Genomic DNA, 16,144 nt, shown 5'->3' with positions numbered 1-16,144 from the left:
ACTCTGGAGATCGACGATGACATTCGTGACAGACGCTACGCCCGCGCCCGCGGGCCCTGCGCCTCTGCTTACCCCCGCCCCCCTGCCGAGCCCCGACTCGGTGATCGACCCCAACCGCCCCGACCCGTCGCAGATCACCCCCGGTGACCCCGTGTCGGCCTTCGGGTTTCTCCCGCACTGGAGCCCCGGCGAGTGGATCGGCTACACCAGCCTGATGCTCGTGGCAGTGCTGCTCACCGTGATCGCAGCAACCACGCTGTGGTGGATGCTGCACGCCTGGCGCTCGCCCTCGAGCCTCACCCGCACGCAGTTCTCGGCGAACCCGAGGCCCGCGGCCCACTCGTTCACGCTGCTCGTTCCGGGGCGGCACGAAGAGGAGGTGCTGGGTGAGACGCTCGACGTGCTGGCCCAGCAAGACCACCCCGACTTCGAGATCATCGCGATTGTCGGCCACGACGACCCCGGTACCGAAGCGGTGGCCCGCGCCGCCGCCGAGCGGCACCCCGACCTCATCAGGGTCATCGTCGACGACAGCGTGCCCAAGAACAAGCCGAAGGCACTGAACCTGGCCCTGAAGTCGGCCCGCGGTGACGTCGTCGGTGTGTTCGACGCCGAAGACGAGGTGCACCCTCGCCTGCTCACGGTGGTCGACTCGAAGTTTCAGGAGACCGACGCCGACGTGGTTCAGGGCGGCGTTCAGCTGATGAACTTCGAGAGCAGTTGGTGGGCGCTTCGTAACGTGCTCGAGTACTACTTCTGGTTTCGGTCTCGCCTGCACTTTCACGCGAAGAGCAAGTTCATTCCTCTCGGCGGCAACACAGTGTTCGTCACCAAAGAGTGGCTCGACTGGTCTGAGGGATGGGATGCGAACTGCCTGGCCGAAGACTGCGAGCTGGGCGTTCGACTCTCGAGCGCCCAGGCGAAAGTCGTCGTGGCGTACAACCCCGAGTTCGTGACCCGCGAAGAGACCCCCGGCTCGATGACGTCGCTCTACAAGCAGCGCACGCGCTGGAACCAGGGCTTTCTTCAAGTTCTCGGCAAGGGCGAGTGGCACAAACTGCCCACCCTGAAGCAGCGGATGTTCGCCCGGTACCTCTTGGCCATGCCGTTCCTGCAGGCAGCGACCGGCATGCTCATCCCATTCTCGCTGTTGCTCATCATCTTTGTGAAGGTGCCCACCATCGTCGCGCTGGTGACGTTTCTGCCCCTCGTGCCCACCATCATCACGCTAGCGGTCGAAGCCACGGGACTCGCCGAGTTCGGCCGGGTCTACGACAAGAAAGTTCGGGTTCGCGACTACGTGAAGCTCGTGCTCGGTCTTCTGCCGTACCAGGTGTTTCTCGCCCTCGCGGCGATCAGGTCGGTCATCCGGCAGGTTCGCGGAATCAACAGCTGGGAGAAGACCGAACACACCGGAGCACACCGCTCTGACGAGACCACCGCGTCGGCCGCACCCTCATTCGCACTTCAGCAGGCAGGAGGCACGTCATGACCAGCACCCTCGAACGCCCCTCAGACACACCCTCTGACATCGACAACGCCACCGAGACCACCACCGCCGCGACGGGGGCCGCAAAGCCACCGCGGCGGCGATCACGATTCACCGACCGCATTCGGCGCAGCCGTCGCTCAGCCGTCTGGTTCGTGCCCGTACTCGTGCTCGGCGCGGTGGCGCAGATCGTCAACCTCGCCGGGTCGCCCCAGCGCATCGATGATGAAGGCACGTACACCGCTCAGGCCTGGGCCATCGACAAGCTCGGCGAATTGACGCACTACACCTATTGGTACGACCACCCGCCGCTCGGCTGGCTGCAGCTCGCGGGGTACGCGAAACTGACCGGCGCGTTCGATCGCTATGACACCGCGGTGCTGGCCGGCCGCGAGTTCATGGTCGTCAGCGTCATTGTCAGCGCCGCACTGCTCTGGGTGCTGGCACGCCGACTGCGATTCAGCCGACCGGCCGCCGCCATCACGCTGCTGCTGTTCACGCTGTCACCCCTCGCCCTGCAGTTTCACCGTTCGGTGTACCTCGACAACATCGCCACGCCCTGGCTCATCGGCTCGATCATTCTGGCCATGAGCCACCGCAAGCAGCTCGCCAGCTTCATCGGCAGTGCTGCCTGCCTCGGAATCGCCGTTCTCTCGAAAGAGACCTTTCTGCTCGCGCTGCCACTCGTGGCGTGGCTGATGTGGCGAAACGCCCACCCGGCAACCCGGCGCTACACACTCTCTGTCGCAGCGAGCGTACTCGCGCTGATCGGGTTGACGTACGTTCTGCTTGCCGCGGTGAAGGGCGAGGTCTTCTCGGGCGCCGGACATGCCAGCCTCATCGACGGCCTGAGCTTTCAGCTGTCGAACCGCCAGTCGAGTGGGTCGATCGGCGACCCGAACAGCCTCATCAATAAGACATTCTCGATGTGGTGGCAGCTCGACCCGGTCTTCATCGTGGCCGGTGTCGTGGCGGGAATCGTGGCCCTGTTCATCCGGCGCCTGCGCCCCTTCGCGATTCTGCTGCTCGCGCTGGTGGCATTCATGTTCCGGCCCGGCGGCTACCTTCCGGTGCCGTACATCATCGCCCTGCTGCCGTTCGGCGCACTTCTGGTGGTGGGCGTGGTTCAGAACGCCGTACAGAAGCTGCTTCGTACGTCGAAGGCCACCCCCGCCAGGCGGGTGACGGCCGCGGTCGTCATTGTCGCCACAGTGGCTGCAGGAGTCGTGGCGGCACCGCTCTGGAGCACGCAGCTGCGCGGATTCTTTCTGGCCGACCTCGACCAGCCGACCCGCGAAGCGCAGGCCTGGATCGACGCGAATGTGGGCCGCGAGTCACGCCTCATCGTCGACGACTCGATGTGGGTCGATTCGGTGAACGCCGGTTTCGCCCGCCAGAACGTCACGTGGTACTACAAGGTCGACACCGACCCCGCGGTGCAGGCGCTCTCGCCAAACGGCTGGCGCGACTCCGACTACGTGATCACCACGAACTCGATGCGCTCGCTGTTGTCGACCTTTCCGCAGGTCAACCAGGCCGTCGACAATTCGGTCGTGGTGGCCAGCTTCGGGCTGGGCGACCAGCAGGTCGACGTTCGCAAGATCGACCCTGACGGCATCACGCAGGCCACGACCGATGCCGACACCGCGAGCAAGGCACGCTCCTCCGCCGGTACCCAGCTGGCGGCGAACACGCGGCTCACCCTCGCACCATCGGCCAAAGACCTGCTGACGGGTGGCCAGGTCGACTCGCGCGGCATTCTGGCTCTCGGTCAGCTGCTCGCCCAGTCGAGCGTGACGGTCTCCGACTTTCCGCTGGTCGACGGCGAGCAGAACGCCGCTCGTCGCCAGATCCTCATCTCGTCGATCAACGGGCAGCCCACGCCTGCCGGCTCCCTCGCTGCAGCCGACGTCTCGGCGTACTTCTCCTCGCTGACCAACACCAACACCATCGCCCCGACGCTCACGCAGACCGCAGACGGTGTGCTGGTCACCTTCGCCTTCGGTGAGCCGACCGGCCTCCTCCCCACCCCCCAGAACTGACCCCGAAAGGAACCGCACCATGACTTCAGTACACGAGAACCGCTCGACCTGGTCGAAGGTGGCCGCCGCAACGGTGGCCGTCAGCGCAGGGCTCCTGCTCACCGTCTTCGGGGCCTCGTCGGCCCAGGCGGCGACAGCCGCACCCCAAGCCGCCTCGCAAGCCGCATCGCAGTCGGCAGCCCCGGTGGCTGCCGCCGCGAACACCGGCTGGATCCGGCTCGCCCATCTCTCGCCCGACACGAAGGCCGTCGATATTCAGCTCACCGCGCTCTCCGGCGGCCAGGTGCTCGAGTCCCTCACCAACGTGATCTACGGTCAGGTGTCGGACTACATGGCGCTACCGCAGGGCACCTACGTGGTGGCGATGGTTCCGGCGGGGGGCGACATGGCCCACCCGCTCATCCAGACCTCGATCAATGTCACGCAGGGGCAGCCGATGACGGTGGCCGCCATCGGCACCAACGCCAAGCTGACCACAGCGGTGTTCCCCGACGACCTCACCACCCCGACCGATGGCCAGTCGCGCGTTCGGGTCATTCAGGCGTCGACCACGGTTCCGTCGGTGAGCATCGCCACGAGCGCGGGCGCGGTCATCGCGACCGACGCGAAAGAGGGCACCGCGACGAACTACGCCAGCGTTCCAGCCGGGCCGTGGAACCTCGCGCTCACCGGCGCGGGCGCGGCAGCCTCGACCACGCAGATCACGCTGGGCGCAGGAACCGTGTCATCACTGTTCGTGCTCGACAACGCCTCAGGCGGTGTGACCATCAAGTCGGTCACCGACGCGGCGAGTGTCGGCGCAGCCCTGCCCACCGGCGGCATACAGACCGGTGGCGGCTGGGCCGCAGAGCACGTGGCCGGCGCGACCGGTGCTCGGGTTTCTGACACCGTGGGTCTGGCGCTCAGCGGCAGCATGCTCGCTGCGCTGGCTCTCGCCATCCTGCTCGTTCGTCGCTCGAACCGACTGGCAACCGGGGGCAAATGATGCGGCGCACCCCGGCAGCAGTGTTGGGTGCCGTAGCGGTCGCCGTCGGTCTGACGCTGGCCGGATGCACGGCGGCACCCGCCCCGGCACCGACCACCACAGCGGCACCCACCGGCGTGGCCGGCGCCAATCAGGTCGCCACCCGGTTTCTGACGGAGTACGTCGACTCCGGCCGCGTCGTTCGGCGCGACCAGGGGTCTGACACGGTGAGCGAAGGGCAGGCCTACGGCATGCTGCTCGCCGTCGGAGTGAACGACAAGGCCACGTTCGACTCGATCTGGAGCTGGACCCAGACCAACCTGCAACGCCCAGACGGCCTCATGGCGTGGAATTGGAAAGACGGAAAAGTTGTCGACTCCGAGCCCGCTAGCGATGCCGACCTCGACATGGCCCGGGCTCTCGTCGAAGCGGGAACGAAATTCTCCGACCCTGCGCTCATAGCAAGCGGCGACAAGCTGGGCGGGCTGATTCTCGACAAGTTGACGGTGACCACGGCGACCGGGCGCATCCTGCTGCCCGGCCTCTGGGCCGCGGCCAGCTCGCCGTACGCCTACAACCCGTCGTACGCGTCGCCCGCCGCGTTCAGCGAGCTGGGAGCGAGTTCGGGCGACCCGCGGTGGGCCGAGCTCAGCGCTGGGTCTCGTGCGGTCACAACGACACTGCTCACGAAGAGTGCGCTGCCGCCCGACTGGGCACAGGTGCACGCTGACGGAACCGTCGACCAAATGCCCGCACCACGAGGTGACAGCAGCGCGAACACCGTGGAATACAGCTACGACGCGGCTCGCCTGCCGATCAGGTACGCCGAGTCGTGCGACCCGGCCGACACCGCTCTCGCGGCGAAACTGGTGTCGACGCTGTCGCGTTCAGACCCACTGAAGGCACAGCTCGACCTCGGCGGCACCGCGACAACGACCGACACCAATCCCGTGAGCTACGCCGCGCGGGCTGCCGCCTACGCGGCAGCGGCCCAGCCCGACAAATCCGACGCCGATCTGGCGACAGCCGACACGCTCGATCAGACCACGCCGACATACTATGGCGCGGCGTGGACGGCCCTCTCGATGCAGCTGCTCGAGACGGCCAACCTCGGCTCGTGCCCTCCGCTGGCTTCGGCCTCGGGGGGCGTGGGGGCCAACCAAGACCCCCAGGCGACGTCGGTGAGTTCGACCAGCTCGAAGAAAGCTGAGGGGCTGACACCGGTGCGCGTGCAGATACCCGACATCGGGGTCGATTCGGGGCTCGAGTCGCTCACGCGCGATCAGACCGGCGCCATCCTCCCGCCCACCGATTTCGCCTCGGCCGGCTGGTACAAAGACGGGGTGGTGCCGGGCGACACCGGGCCCGCCGTCATCGCGGGGCACATCGACTCAGCCATCGGGCCGGCCGTGTTCTACACGCTGTCGTCGCTGAAACCGGGGGCGAAGGTCACCGTGACGCTGTCAGATGCGAGCACGGTGACCTACACCGTGAACAGCGAGCTGCAGGCGCCGAAGCAACAGTTTCCGACCGATCAGGTGTACGGGCCCACGCCCGACGCCCAGCTGCGGCTCATCACCTGCGGCGGGGTGTTCGACGACTCGTACGGGCACTACCTCGACAACGTGGTGGTGTTCGCGACCAAGACCTCGGCGTGAGCATCCGTATTGCTGAACACCCATTGTTGAACACCCACTGCCGAACACCCACTCTCGAAAGGCTGAACCATGCGCGACGCACTCGTGATCATTCCGACCTACAACGAGCTCGAAAACCTTCGACCCATCGTCGAACGGGTGCTGGCCACCGGCACCGCCGACGTGCTGATCGTCGACGATGGATCGCCTGACGGCACTGGCCGCCTGGCCGACGAACTGGCCCACGCCGACCCTGCGATCAGCGTTCTGCACCGCTCGGAGAAGTCGGGGCTCGGCATGGCCTACCTCGCGGGGTTCGAGTGGGGCCTGGCCCGCGGCTACACGGCGCTCGTCGAGATGGACGCCGACGGTTCGCACCACCCCGAAGCCCTGCCCGAGCTGCTCGCGCAACTCGTCGACCACGACCTCGTGCTCGGCTCCCGCTGGGTCGAGGGTGGCCGAGTGGAGAACTGGCCGGCCAAACGTAAACTGCTGAGCCGGGGCGGCAACCTGTACGCGCAGCTTGCGCTCGGAATCGCTGTCAAAGATGCCACCGGCGGCTTTCGGGCGTACCGTTCGAGCGCACTCGAACGCATCGGGCTCACGGCTGTCGAGTCACACGGCTACTGCTTTCAGCTCGATCTGGTGTGGCGGGCGCTGCAGGCGGGGCTGCGGGTGGTGGAGGTGCCCATCACATTCACCGAGCGAACCGTCGGCGAGTCGAAGATGAGTGGGTCGATCGTTCGCGAGTCGCTCGTACGGGTCACGGTGTGGGGGCTGCGGCGGCGAGCGCAGGCGGTGCGGGCGGTCGTGGTGAATCACCACCGGCTGCCGTCGGTGCGGGCGACGTCGTCGGTGGTGCGCTGAGGGTTCACAGGTGCCACGCGGCCCGCGCACACGGCAGCGGCGCGGCGCATCGAGACCCGCGCCCTGCGGTGGCGGCGCATCACGCGGGCCAGCGGGGTGCTGGTTCAGTGAGCGGGTGGAGGAGAATTGTGGGGAGCGATCGTACTGAATGAGATGAGAGTCATGCCCGAGCATCCTGAAGCCCCCTACACCTTCGAACGCGTCGAATACGACGATGCGCGGGCGGTCGAGCTGCGACGCGTCATGGATCTCGACATGAACGAGCGCTACAACGACGGCATCAACTCGCCCTCAGACCCCGCGGTCGTGAAGGCGCTCACTGTGAACCCAGCCGATGTGCAGGCGACGGTGCTCGTGATCGACGCCGACCAGACTCCGATCGGGCACGCGGCGCTGCGGCTGCTGCGGGGCGATTGGGAGGTCAAGCGGGTCATCGTCGCGGGCGACCAGCGCGGGCGCGGTGTCGGCCGGGCACTGATGACCGAACTCGAACACATCGCGCGGGCCGGCGGTGCGGTGCGGCTGATTCTGCAGACGGGTAACAAGCAGCCCGAGGCCGTGGCGCTCTACACCCGCCTCGGCTACACCCCCATCGCCGTGTACGAGCCGTACATCGAGGCGATTCCGTTCTCGCTCTGCTACGAGAAGCCGCTGCCGCGCGCCTGACACTCTTGCGCAGTGCAAATGTAGGAGTCTGGGGCAGACTGGCGACATGACTTTTCATCGGTTTGTGGATGACGACGAGTTCTGGCAGCGCGTCAGCGTGAGCGACGACGCGTTTCGCGAATCGTTCGCCCGGTTGCCTATGTTCGGCGTCGCTGGATGGCCTGCGCTCCAGATCGGCGAGTGGATGTTCGCGGGCGGCCACCGCTCACTCGTCTTCACCAGTCCGGTCCGAGGCGACGTCTCAGCGCACGCGACCACGCAGGATCACGCGGCGGCGACAGCCGGTGCGACGGTGACCGTTCACCTTGACGATCACCGTGACGCCCGCGAGTTTCGCACTCAGCTCAGCCGTCGCGCCGAGGCCTTCACCCATCGCGGCCACGCGTCGTACGAGCCCGTCGATCCTCTGGCTGCGGTTCCGGATGACCTGCTCACGCTGCTCGTCGACACCACCCCCGTGACGTTCGAAACCTGGTACTCGCACGCTGACCGCGGAGGCGTCTGGTGGGCATCCGGAACCCTCGGCCCCCACGCCATCGTTGTCGAGTCGAGCGGGCCCCTCACAGAGGCCCTTCGTTTGGATCGCCTGCACGACCCCGAGCCCCTCGTCACCGCGCATCACACCGTCATCGGCGCAGCCCGTGCCGCCGCCCTCGCCTCGCCGCCTTCGCCGTAGCTGCCACCTACGCGGCCGCACCCTGCCCCACCCACCCCACACGCACGCACGCACGCAAACGCGAGGGTGTGGGTCAGGAGTGCGTCGGGGTGGGGGGCTCGGCGACGTGTGCCGAGTGAGCGGCGTGCGAAGCCGAACCGGCGTGCTCGCCGCCAGCAGGCACGCCTGCGCCCGTGGCCGCAGGCGCCCCGGCGGCAGCGTGACCGCCCGCAGCGGGCGCTCCACTGCCCCAGGAGTTGACGCGCTTGGGCAGCGCGAACACGAGCAGGAACGCGAGCACCGCGAACGCGGCACTGACGAGCATGGCCGAGGCCGCCGCATTGGTGAACCCGGTGGCCACCGCGGCCGGAGTGCGCCCGGCGATGGTCAGCGATCCGAACAGCACGCTGCCGATGATGGCGATGCCCACCGCGCTGCCGATCCGCTGCACGGCCGAGATGACCGCGCTGCCGGCGCCAGCGTCTTTGCGCTCGACGGTGGCGACGATGAACTGAGCGTTGGGGGCGATGAAGAACCCGTTGCCCACACCGGCCAGGAACAGCGGAACCAGCACGAGCCAGTTCGTGAGATCGGCGGCGGGCGTGAGCAGCAGCACCAGCCACAGCCACACCAGCCCGATCGCCACGAGAGCCGTACCGATCACCAGCACGTTGCGGCCGAGCTTGGCGGAGATTCTGTTGCTCTGCGACGAGCTGATGATGCTACCCACCGCGAACGGAATAGCGACGGCACCCGACTCGAGCGCCGTGTGGCCGAGGCCGGTCTGCCAGAGGATGGAGATGGTGAAGAAGATACTCGTGAACGCCGCGAAGTAGACAAGCGCCAGAACAACGCCACCGGTGAACGCCGGGTGCGTGAATAGGCTCGGGGGTACGAGCGGCACCTTGCCGCGGCGGGTGTAGAGCACCTCCCAGAGTCCGAACAGGGCGAGCAGAACGATGCCGCCGGCGATGGTGAGGTACGTCCAGAGCGGCCAGCCGGCGTCTTGGCCCTGGATGAGCGGAACAAGCAGCGCCACGAACCCGGCTGACACCAGCACGAGCCCGAGCCAGTCGACGCCCGACGACGGCTGGGCATCCTTCGACTCACGCTTGGGAAGGAGCATGGCGGCAGCAATGAGCGTCACGACGCCGATGGGCAGGTTCACGAAGAACACCAGCCGCCAACCGTTCTCGTCACCGAAGGCCTGAATCAGAAGCCCGCCGATGATGGGGCCGAGCGCCGACGACACACCGATGACGGCGCCCATGATGGCGAACGCCTTGCCTCGGGACGCACCGGGGAACAGCAGCTGGATGAACGCGGTGACGGCCGGCACGAAGATACCGCCGGCGAGCCCCTGTACGACTCGCGCGATGACCAGCTGCGAGTCGTTCTGAGCGAACCCGCACGCGAAGCTCGCCACGGTGAACAGCGCGATTCCGGTGAAGAACACCCACTTGTGGCCGAGTCGGTCACCGATGCGGCCCGCGGGGATCAGCGCGAGCCCGAAGGCGAGGGCGTAGCCCGAGATGATCCACGACAGAGTCGATTCGCTGGCGTTCAGATTCGACCGGATGCTCGGCAACGCCACGTTGACAATAGTGGTGTCGAGCAGGGCGATGCACATGCCGAGCAGCAGAACGACGAGCGCCTGCCATGCGTGTTTGGGTACCACCGGGGGCGATGAGGCCGCGGGCGAGGCCCAGGCGGCAGATTTTTCAGACATTGGTGTGTGGCCTTTCGTGATTTACAGTGTGCGTGACAGCACGGCCGACGCGTTCATCGTCGACGATCTCGGGCAGGGCCTTGACAAGGCCTTCATGCCATTCGACTTCGGCGCGCAGGCGGTGCTCGCGGTGGTTCAGGGCGAATCTCTCGGCGAGCGAGAGGTAGGGCAGGGCTTTGGTGTTCAAGCCCTCGGTGTCGTGCAGTAGCTCCCGCAGTGCCTGCAGACGGTTCTGGATGACCTGCGGCAGTTCATCGAGCCGCCCCCGGTCGAGGCGGGTGAGTGCCAGGTCGAACGGGTCGGGCTTCATGGCGAACGTGCTGAGTTCGTCAAAACGCATCGTGGTCAACGCTTCGAGGCCCGCAGTACTGATGCCGTACACCTGGCGCTCCGGAAAGTTGCCTTCCCGCTCGACCCGTACCACCTCGATGAGGTTCTCGGCCGCGAGGCGCTTGATGGCGCCGTAGAGGGCGCCGACACTGATGTCTGTCCAGAGGTGAACATGCTCCTCTTCGGCGAGCAGGCGCAACTGGTGCCCGTGCATCTCTCCGTGCTGGGAGAGTGATCCCAGGATGAACAGACGAATGGACGACATGCGACTACTCTCACACAACTAGTCGCTCAAAATCAAGCGGGCATCACCCTCACTAGCTGGTAAAGTGAGCATATGCCAGCTATGCAGAGGGTCGGGCGCGCGACGGCAGGCTGCCTCGCCCTCGCCGCGGTGTTCGCCGTGACGGGCTGCTCGGCGCACACCGCGGGCGACGGTCAGAAGGTCGCCGACTGGGTCGCGGCTGAGGCGCACGTCTCGGCGGCGACCTCGCTCGTCGACACCGACCTCTACAACCAGAGCATCACCCTCACCGTGGCGGTCGACCCCGCCATCACCGACGAAGACCTCTCCCAGCTCGCCGTTCAGACCGACCACCGCGCCGAAGACGCCGGCTGGTCGAACCCGCACATCACGTACACCCTCGGTGCGAACCACAGCGTCTCGAACGTCGGCGGGCCCACAACGCTGGCCGTGTTCGACCAGCTGCGGCACACCGACGGTTACCTCGCGGTGAACGCCCGCGGCACCGTCGACTGCGGCGGCAGCTTCTGCGTGTCGGTGGTCAGCACCGACCCTGCGGCGCTTCTCGCCGCGGCGAACCAGCTGATCGGCGTGGCCGCGCGGGTGGGCGGCGTGCAGACCAACCTGTTCTTCGCCGCGTCGACCGAGGGCGGCCGGTTCGTGGTCAGGGCCCAACCGGGGGCGACGCCCGACGCCGCCGTAGCGCTCTGGCAGAGCATCGCGGCGACCGTACCCCTCGCGCGCGCCGACGCATATGAGGCAGAGACCTCTGACGGCTCACCGCCCGCCCCACAACTCGACCTCATCGTGGCGTCAGCCGATCAGCAGGCCACGGCCGAACGTCTCGTCGCTGCGCAGACTGCCGTCGAGGCCCGCGTCTACCTCGCAGCGGGGTAGACGCGGAGGTAGACACGGAGACAGACACGGGGAGCCGCCTCACACCGCCGTCGCAAGCTCCGCCGCCGCCGCCTCGAGCGCCTCGCGAAACACTTGCACGGCCGGGTGCCGCGCCCCCGACCGCCGCACCGACGTGAAGATGGTGCGCCGCGGGGCACCGGGCAGCTCGAGCAGGCGGCAGGTGGTGCCCCGACCCGTCCACACGAGATCGGGCATCAGAGCCACAGCGTTGCCCGACTCGATGAGCCTGATCTGGGCCTGCAGGTCGGCCGTCTGATACCGCACGTCGGGCTCGAACCCGGCCTGGCGGCAGACCTGCTCGGCCCAGTGCCGGCTCGCGGCGCCCGGGGGCTCCATGACCCACGGCAGATCGTGGGCATCCTGAACCGACAGCACCGGATGCACCTCGGCGGCCTCTGGCGGGCACGCCAACCTCAGGGCGTCGGTGGTCAGCGTTCTGCGGTCGAGATCGGGGTGTCTCGGGGCGGCGTGGGCGGGGTACTGTTCGGCCACGACCATGTCGAAGTCGCGCGCCCACGTCTCGTAGAGCGCGGTCTCGGGCTCGCGCTGGATCATCTCGACCCGCACCGCGGGATACCCGGCGCGCATGGCCGTGAGGGCGGCCGGCATCAGGGCGAGGGCGGCCGACTGGAAGACGGCGACCCGCACGATTCCCGCAACCGCAGTGGAGGAGGCGCCGAGGTCGGCTTCGGCCTGCTCGAGGATGTCGAGCACCCGGGTGGCATGTTCGACGAGCAGCTCGGCCTCTGCCGTGAGCTGCACCCGGCGCCCGACTTTGCGCAGCAGTTCGACACCGGTCTCCTTCTCGAGCAGGGTGAGCTGCTGCGACACCGACGAGGCACTGAAGTTGAGCGCTTCGGCGACTCCGGCCAGAGTGCCGCGGATCTTCAGTTCGCGCAGCAGCCTGAGGCGGCGTACGTCAAGCATCGGGCATCCAATTGATCACTTCTACTTATGCCTATCATTCAGAAACAGTCGCTTTATCTAATTAGACAGCGCGATCATACTGAAGGCAACCCGACTGACGCGATTGAAGGATCACTGCCATGACGAACGTCACCGACACCCGCCCGAGTGTGCACCCGCTGGCCGACGAGACCACCGCGCTGGTGCGGCGCTGGCTCGCCGAGGCCGCCACGATTCCGGTCGACGCGTCGGGCCAGCAGCTCGCGGGGGTGCTGAAAGACCCGCAGGGCCTCGCCTTCACGGTGGGCTTCGTCGACGGCGTCGTGCGGCCAGAAGACCTCACCGTCGCGGCTCGAAACCTGCAGAAGCTCGCGCCCCTGGTGCCAGCCTTCCTGCCCTGGTACATGCGCTCGGCCGTGCGGGTGGGCGGCGCTCTCGCCCCGCTGCTGCCGGGCATCGTGGTGCCGGCGTCGCGCACGGTTCTCCGCAATATGGTGGGCCACCTCATCGTCGATGCGACCGACAAGAAGCTCGGTGCGGCGATCGCGAAGATCCGCACCGACGGGGTTCGCCTGAACATGAACCTGCTCGGCGAGGCCGTTCTCGGCGAGCGCGAGGCCGCCCGGCGGCTCGAGGGCACCCACACCCTGCTGGCGCGGCCCGACGTCGACTACGTGTCGATCAAGGTGTCGTCGACTGTCGCACCGCACCCGGCGTGGGCCTTCGACGAAGCCGTCGAACACGTGGTCACGAGCCTCACTCCCCTCTATGCGCGCGCTGCGGCTGCCCCGACGCCGAAGTTCATCAACCTCGACATGGAGGAGTACAAAGACCTCGACCTCACCATCGAGGTCTTCACCCAGATTCTCGACCGCCCCGAGTTTCTGAGCCTCGAGGGCGGCATCGTGCTGCAGGCCTACCTGCCCGACGCCCTCAGCGCGATGATGCGCCTGCAGACCTGGTCTGCCGCCCGTCGTGCCCGCGGCGGCGCCGGCATCAAGGTGCGCATCGTGAAGGGCGCGAACCTGCCCATGGAGCAGGTCGAGTCGTCACTGCACGACTGGCCGCTCGCCACCTGGGGTTCGAAACAAGACTCCGACACAAACTACAAGCGCGTGCTGAACTACGCCCTCGACCCCGAGCGCGTGAAGAACGTGCGCATCGGTGTCGCCGGGCACAACCTGTTCGACATCGCGTTCGCCTGGCTGCTGGCCGGCAGCCGCGGTGTGCAGGCGGGAATCGAGTTCGAGATGCTGCTCGGCATGGCGCAGGGTCAGGCCGAAGCCGTTCGCCGCGACATCGGCGAGCTGCTGCTCTACACGCCCGTTGTGCACCCGCAAGAATTCGACGTGGCCATCGCCTACCTCATCCGCCGCCTCGAAGAGGGCGCTTCGAGCGACAACTTCATGTCAGCCGTGTTCGAACTCACCGAGAACGAGGCGCTCTTCGAACGCGAGCGCCAGCGTTTTCTCGCCTCGCTGGCGAACCTCGACGACCACGTTCCGCCGTCGAACCGCGTGCAAGACCGTACCGTTCCCGTCGATGCGGGCGACCGGATGCACGGCTTCAGCAACACCCCCGACACCGATGCGGCGCTGCCCGCCAACCGCTCGTGGGGCCGCGACATTCTCGGCCGCATCCCGGGCTCGACGCTCGGGCAGGGCCTGGTCGAGAACTCGACTGTCACCGATGCCGCCGACCTCGACCGCATCATCACCACCACCGCGGCGGCCGGGGCCGGCTGGGCCGCGCTGACCGGAGCCGAACGCGCCGAGGTGCTGCACCGAGCCGGGGTCGTACTCGAACAGAACCGCGCCCGTCTCATGGAGGTCATGGGTTCGGAGACCGGCAAGACCCTCGACCAGTCAGACCCCGAGGTATCGGAGGCCATTGACTTCGCCCACTTCTACGCCGAACTGGCGCGCGAACTCGACAGCGTCGACGGCGCACGCTTCGTGCCGGCCGCGCTCACCGTGGTCACCCCGCCGTGGAACTTTCCGGTCGCCATTCCCGCTGGCTCGACCCTCGCGGCGCTGGCCGCCGGCTCTGCCGTCATCATCAAGCCCGCACCGCAGGCCGAGCGAAGCGGCGCCGTGATGATCGAGGCCCTCTGGCAGGCCGGTGTGCCGCGGGAGGTGCTGCGGTTCATCCAGGTGGGCGAGAACACTCTCGGGCGCCAGCTCATTTCGCACTCCGCCGTCGACCGGGTCATTCTCACCGGCGGCTACGAGACGGCCGAGCTGTTCCGCAGCTTTCGGCCCGACCTCCCTCTGCTGGCCGAGACCAGCGGCAAGAACGCCATCATCGTCACCCCGAGCGCCGACTTCGACCTGGCCGTGAAAGACGTCGTGTCGTCGGCCTTCGGGCACGCCGGCCAGAAGTGCTCCGCCGCCTCACTCGTCATCCTCGTGGGGTCGGTGGCCACTTCGCGCCGCTTCCACGACCAGCTCGTCGATGCCGTGTCGTCGCTTCGCGTGGGCTACCCCATCGACCCGGTCACTCAGATGGGCCCGCTCATCGAGCCGGCCGCCGGCAAGCTGCTGGCCGGGCTCACCACCCTCGGCGAGGGCGAGAAGTGGCTCATCGAACCGCGCTCGCTCGATGCGACCGGCCAGCTCTGGAGCCCGGGCGTTCGCACCGGCGTTCGCCGCGGTTCAGAATTTCACCTGGTCGAGTACTTCGGCCCGATTCTCGGCGTCATGACCGCAGCCACCCTCGAAGAGGCCATCGCCCTGCAGAACGAGATCGACTACGGCCTGACCTCGGGCCTGCACTCGCTCGACACCGACGACCTGCAGCTCTGGCTCGACACCGTGCAGGCGGGAAACCTCTACGTCAACCGCGGCATCACGGGCGCCGTCGTGCGTCGCCAGCCCTTCGGCGGCTGGAAGAAATCAGCCGTCGGCCCGGGCACCAAAGCGGGCGGCCCGAACTATCTCGTCGGCCTCGGGTCGTGGATGCCCGCCCACAGCACCGCGACCACCCCCGTCACCTCCGCCGCCGTTCGCGGGCTGCTCGCAGCCGCCGAGACCGCCGCCAGAAACAGCACATCGGGTGGATCCTCCGCCGCAGCGCCCTCGGGCGCAGCGGTCTACGGCGCCGTCGGCGGTTCGACCGGCTTCGACCTCTCGGCAGACGACCTGGCCTTCCTGCAGCGCGCGGCCCAGAGCGACGCCGCCGCGTGGGCGGCCGAATTCGGCACCGCACGCGACGTGTCAGAGCTCACCGCCGAACGCAACGTTCTGCGCTACCTGCCGCGCCCGGTCACCATCCGGCACAGCGAATCGCAGCCCGTCAGGGAGCTGCTCCGCGTGGTCGCCGCGGGTCTGCTCGCGGGCGCACCCCTCACCGTGTCGACCGCGAGCGTGCTGCCCTCCGGCCTGCTTCCGGCGCTCACAGACGCCGCCGTGGCCGTCACCACCGAGACCGACGCAGCGTGGATCGCCCGCGCGAAGTCGATCGGCGCTGGCCGCATCCGTCTGCTCGGCGGCGACGCATCAGCGCTCGCTTCAGCGACCAAGGGGCGGCCTGACATCGCCGTCTACAGTAACCCCGTCACCGAGTCGGGTCGGGTCGAACTGCTGCCCTTCTTGCAGGAGCAGGCCGTCAGCATCACCGCCCACCGCTTCGGCACCCCGAACCACCTGTCTGACGGGCTCATCTGACGGACTCATCTGACGACCAGAGCCGAGCGGCA

12 protein-coding genes are annotated in these 16,144 nt (G+C 67.6%); 9 read left to right on the top strand and 3 right to left on the bottom strand.

The genetic code is table 11. The features are described 5' to 3' along the window. Positions 1 to 25: 25 nt before the first annotated feature. From D4765_RS04365 to D4765_RS04335, 7 genes are all read left to right on the top strand, one after another. Entirely contained in the window at positions 26 to 1,492 is a 1,467-nt protein-coding gene (locus tag D4765_RS04365) for a glycosyltransferase family 2 protein (RefSeq protein WP_237280253.1), read from the top strand. Then, positions 1,489 to 3,531: an ArnT family glycosyltransferase gene (locus tag D4765_RS04360; protein WP_136641047.1), complete on the top strand. Its 2,043-nt coding sequence runs from the start codon at positions 1,489 to 1,491 to the stop codon at positions 3,529 to 3,531. The genes D4765_RS04365 and D4765_RS04360 overlap by 4 nt, the downstream gene beginning before the upstream one ends. A gap of 19 nt (positions 3,532 to 3,550) precedes the next feature. After that, entirely contained in the window at positions 3,551 to 4,516 is a 966-nt protein-coding gene (locus D4765_RS04355) for a DUF4397 domain-containing protein (RefSeq protein ID WP_136641046.1), read from the top strand. Beyond that, the gene (locus D4765_RS04350) at positions 4,513 to 6,153 is read left to right on the top strand and encodes a class F sortase (RefSeq protein ID WP_136641045.1); all 1,641 of its coding nucleotides are present in this window, start codon (positions 4,513 to 4,515) and stop codon (positions 6,151 to 6,153) included. The genes D4765_RS04355 and D4765_RS04350 overlap by 4 nt, the downstream gene beginning before the upstream one ends. 69 nt (positions 6,154 to 6,222) lie before the next feature. After that, complete coding sequence (locus tag D4765_RS04345) at positions 6,223 to 6,999, top strand: polyprenol monophosphomannose synthase (protein WP_136641044.1); 777 nt, start codon at positions 6,223 to 6,225, stop codon at positions 6,997 to 6,999. Between the two features lie 162 nt (positions 7,000 to 7,161). Next, positions 7,162 to 7,665 carry a GNAT family N-acetyltransferase gene (locus D4765_RS04340; RefSeq protein ID WP_136641043.1) on the top strand — a complete coding sequence of 168 codons (504 nt, stop codon included), beginning with the start codon at positions 7,162 to 7,164 and terminating at the stop codon, positions 7,663 to 7,665. Positions 7,666 to 7,711: 46 nt separating this feature from the next. Next, positions 7,712 to 8,341, top strand: coding sequence for a hypothetical protein (locus D4765_RS04335; RefSeq protein WP_136641042.1), 630 nt, complete (start codon positions 7,712 to 7,714; stop codon positions 8,339 to 8,341). A 73-nt stretch (positions 8,342 to 8,414) separates the two neighbouring features. Here the strand turns inward: D4765_RS04335 and D4765_RS04330 are convergent, their stop codons facing one another. Beyond that, positions 8,415 to 10,049 carry an MFS transporter gene (locus tag D4765_RS04330; protein WP_136641041.1) on the bottom strand — a complete coding sequence of 545 codons (1,635 nt, stop codon included), beginning with the start codon at positions 10,047 to 10,049 and terminating at the stop codon, positions 8,415 to 8,417. After that, positions 10,042 to 10,644: a PadR family transcriptional regulator gene (locus tag D4765_RS04325; RefSeq protein ID WP_136641040.1), complete on the bottom strand. Its 603-nt coding sequence runs from the start codon at positions 10,642 to 10,644 to the stop codon at positions 10,042 to 10,044. The genes D4765_RS04330 and D4765_RS04325 overlap by 8 nt, the downstream gene beginning before the upstream one ends. 72 nt (positions 10,645 to 10,716) lie before the next feature. Between D4765_RS04325 and D4765_RS04320 the strand changes: the two genes are divergently transcribed. Continuing rightward, on the top strand, positions 10,717 to 11,520 hold the full coding sequence (locus tag D4765_RS04320; protein WP_136641039.1) for a hypothetical protein: 804 nt from the start codon (positions 10,717 to 10,719) through the stop codon (positions 11,518 to 11,520). A 39-nt stretch (positions 11,521 to 11,559) separates the two neighbouring features. Here the strand turns inward: D4765_RS04320 and D4765_RS04315 are convergent, their stop codons facing one another. Next, complete coding sequence (locus tag D4765_RS04315) at positions 11,560 to 12,468, bottom strand: LysR substrate-binding domain-containing protein (protein ID WP_136641038.1); 909 nt, start codon at positions 12,466 to 12,468, stop codon at positions 11,560 to 11,562. Between the two features lie 119 nt (positions 12,469 to 12,587). Here D4765_RS04315 and D4765_RS04310 point away from each other — a divergent pair, with 119 nt between their 5' ends. Beyond that, positions 12,588 to 16,112, top strand: coding sequence for a bifunctional proline dehydrogenase/L-glutamate gamma-semialdehyde dehydrogenase (locus D4765_RS04310; RefSeq protein WP_136641037.1), 3,525 nt, complete (start codon positions 12,588 to 12,590; stop codon positions 16,110 to 16,112). Positions 16,113 to 16,144: the final 32 nt, after the last annotated feature.

The organism is Subtercola vilae, assembly GCF_004923255.1.
Classification (GTDB): domain Bacteria; phylum Actinomycetota; class Actinomycetes; order Actinomycetales; family Microbacteriaceae; genus Subtercola; species Subtercola vilae.
This window is presented reverse-complemented; position numbering and strand designations above follow the sequence as displayed.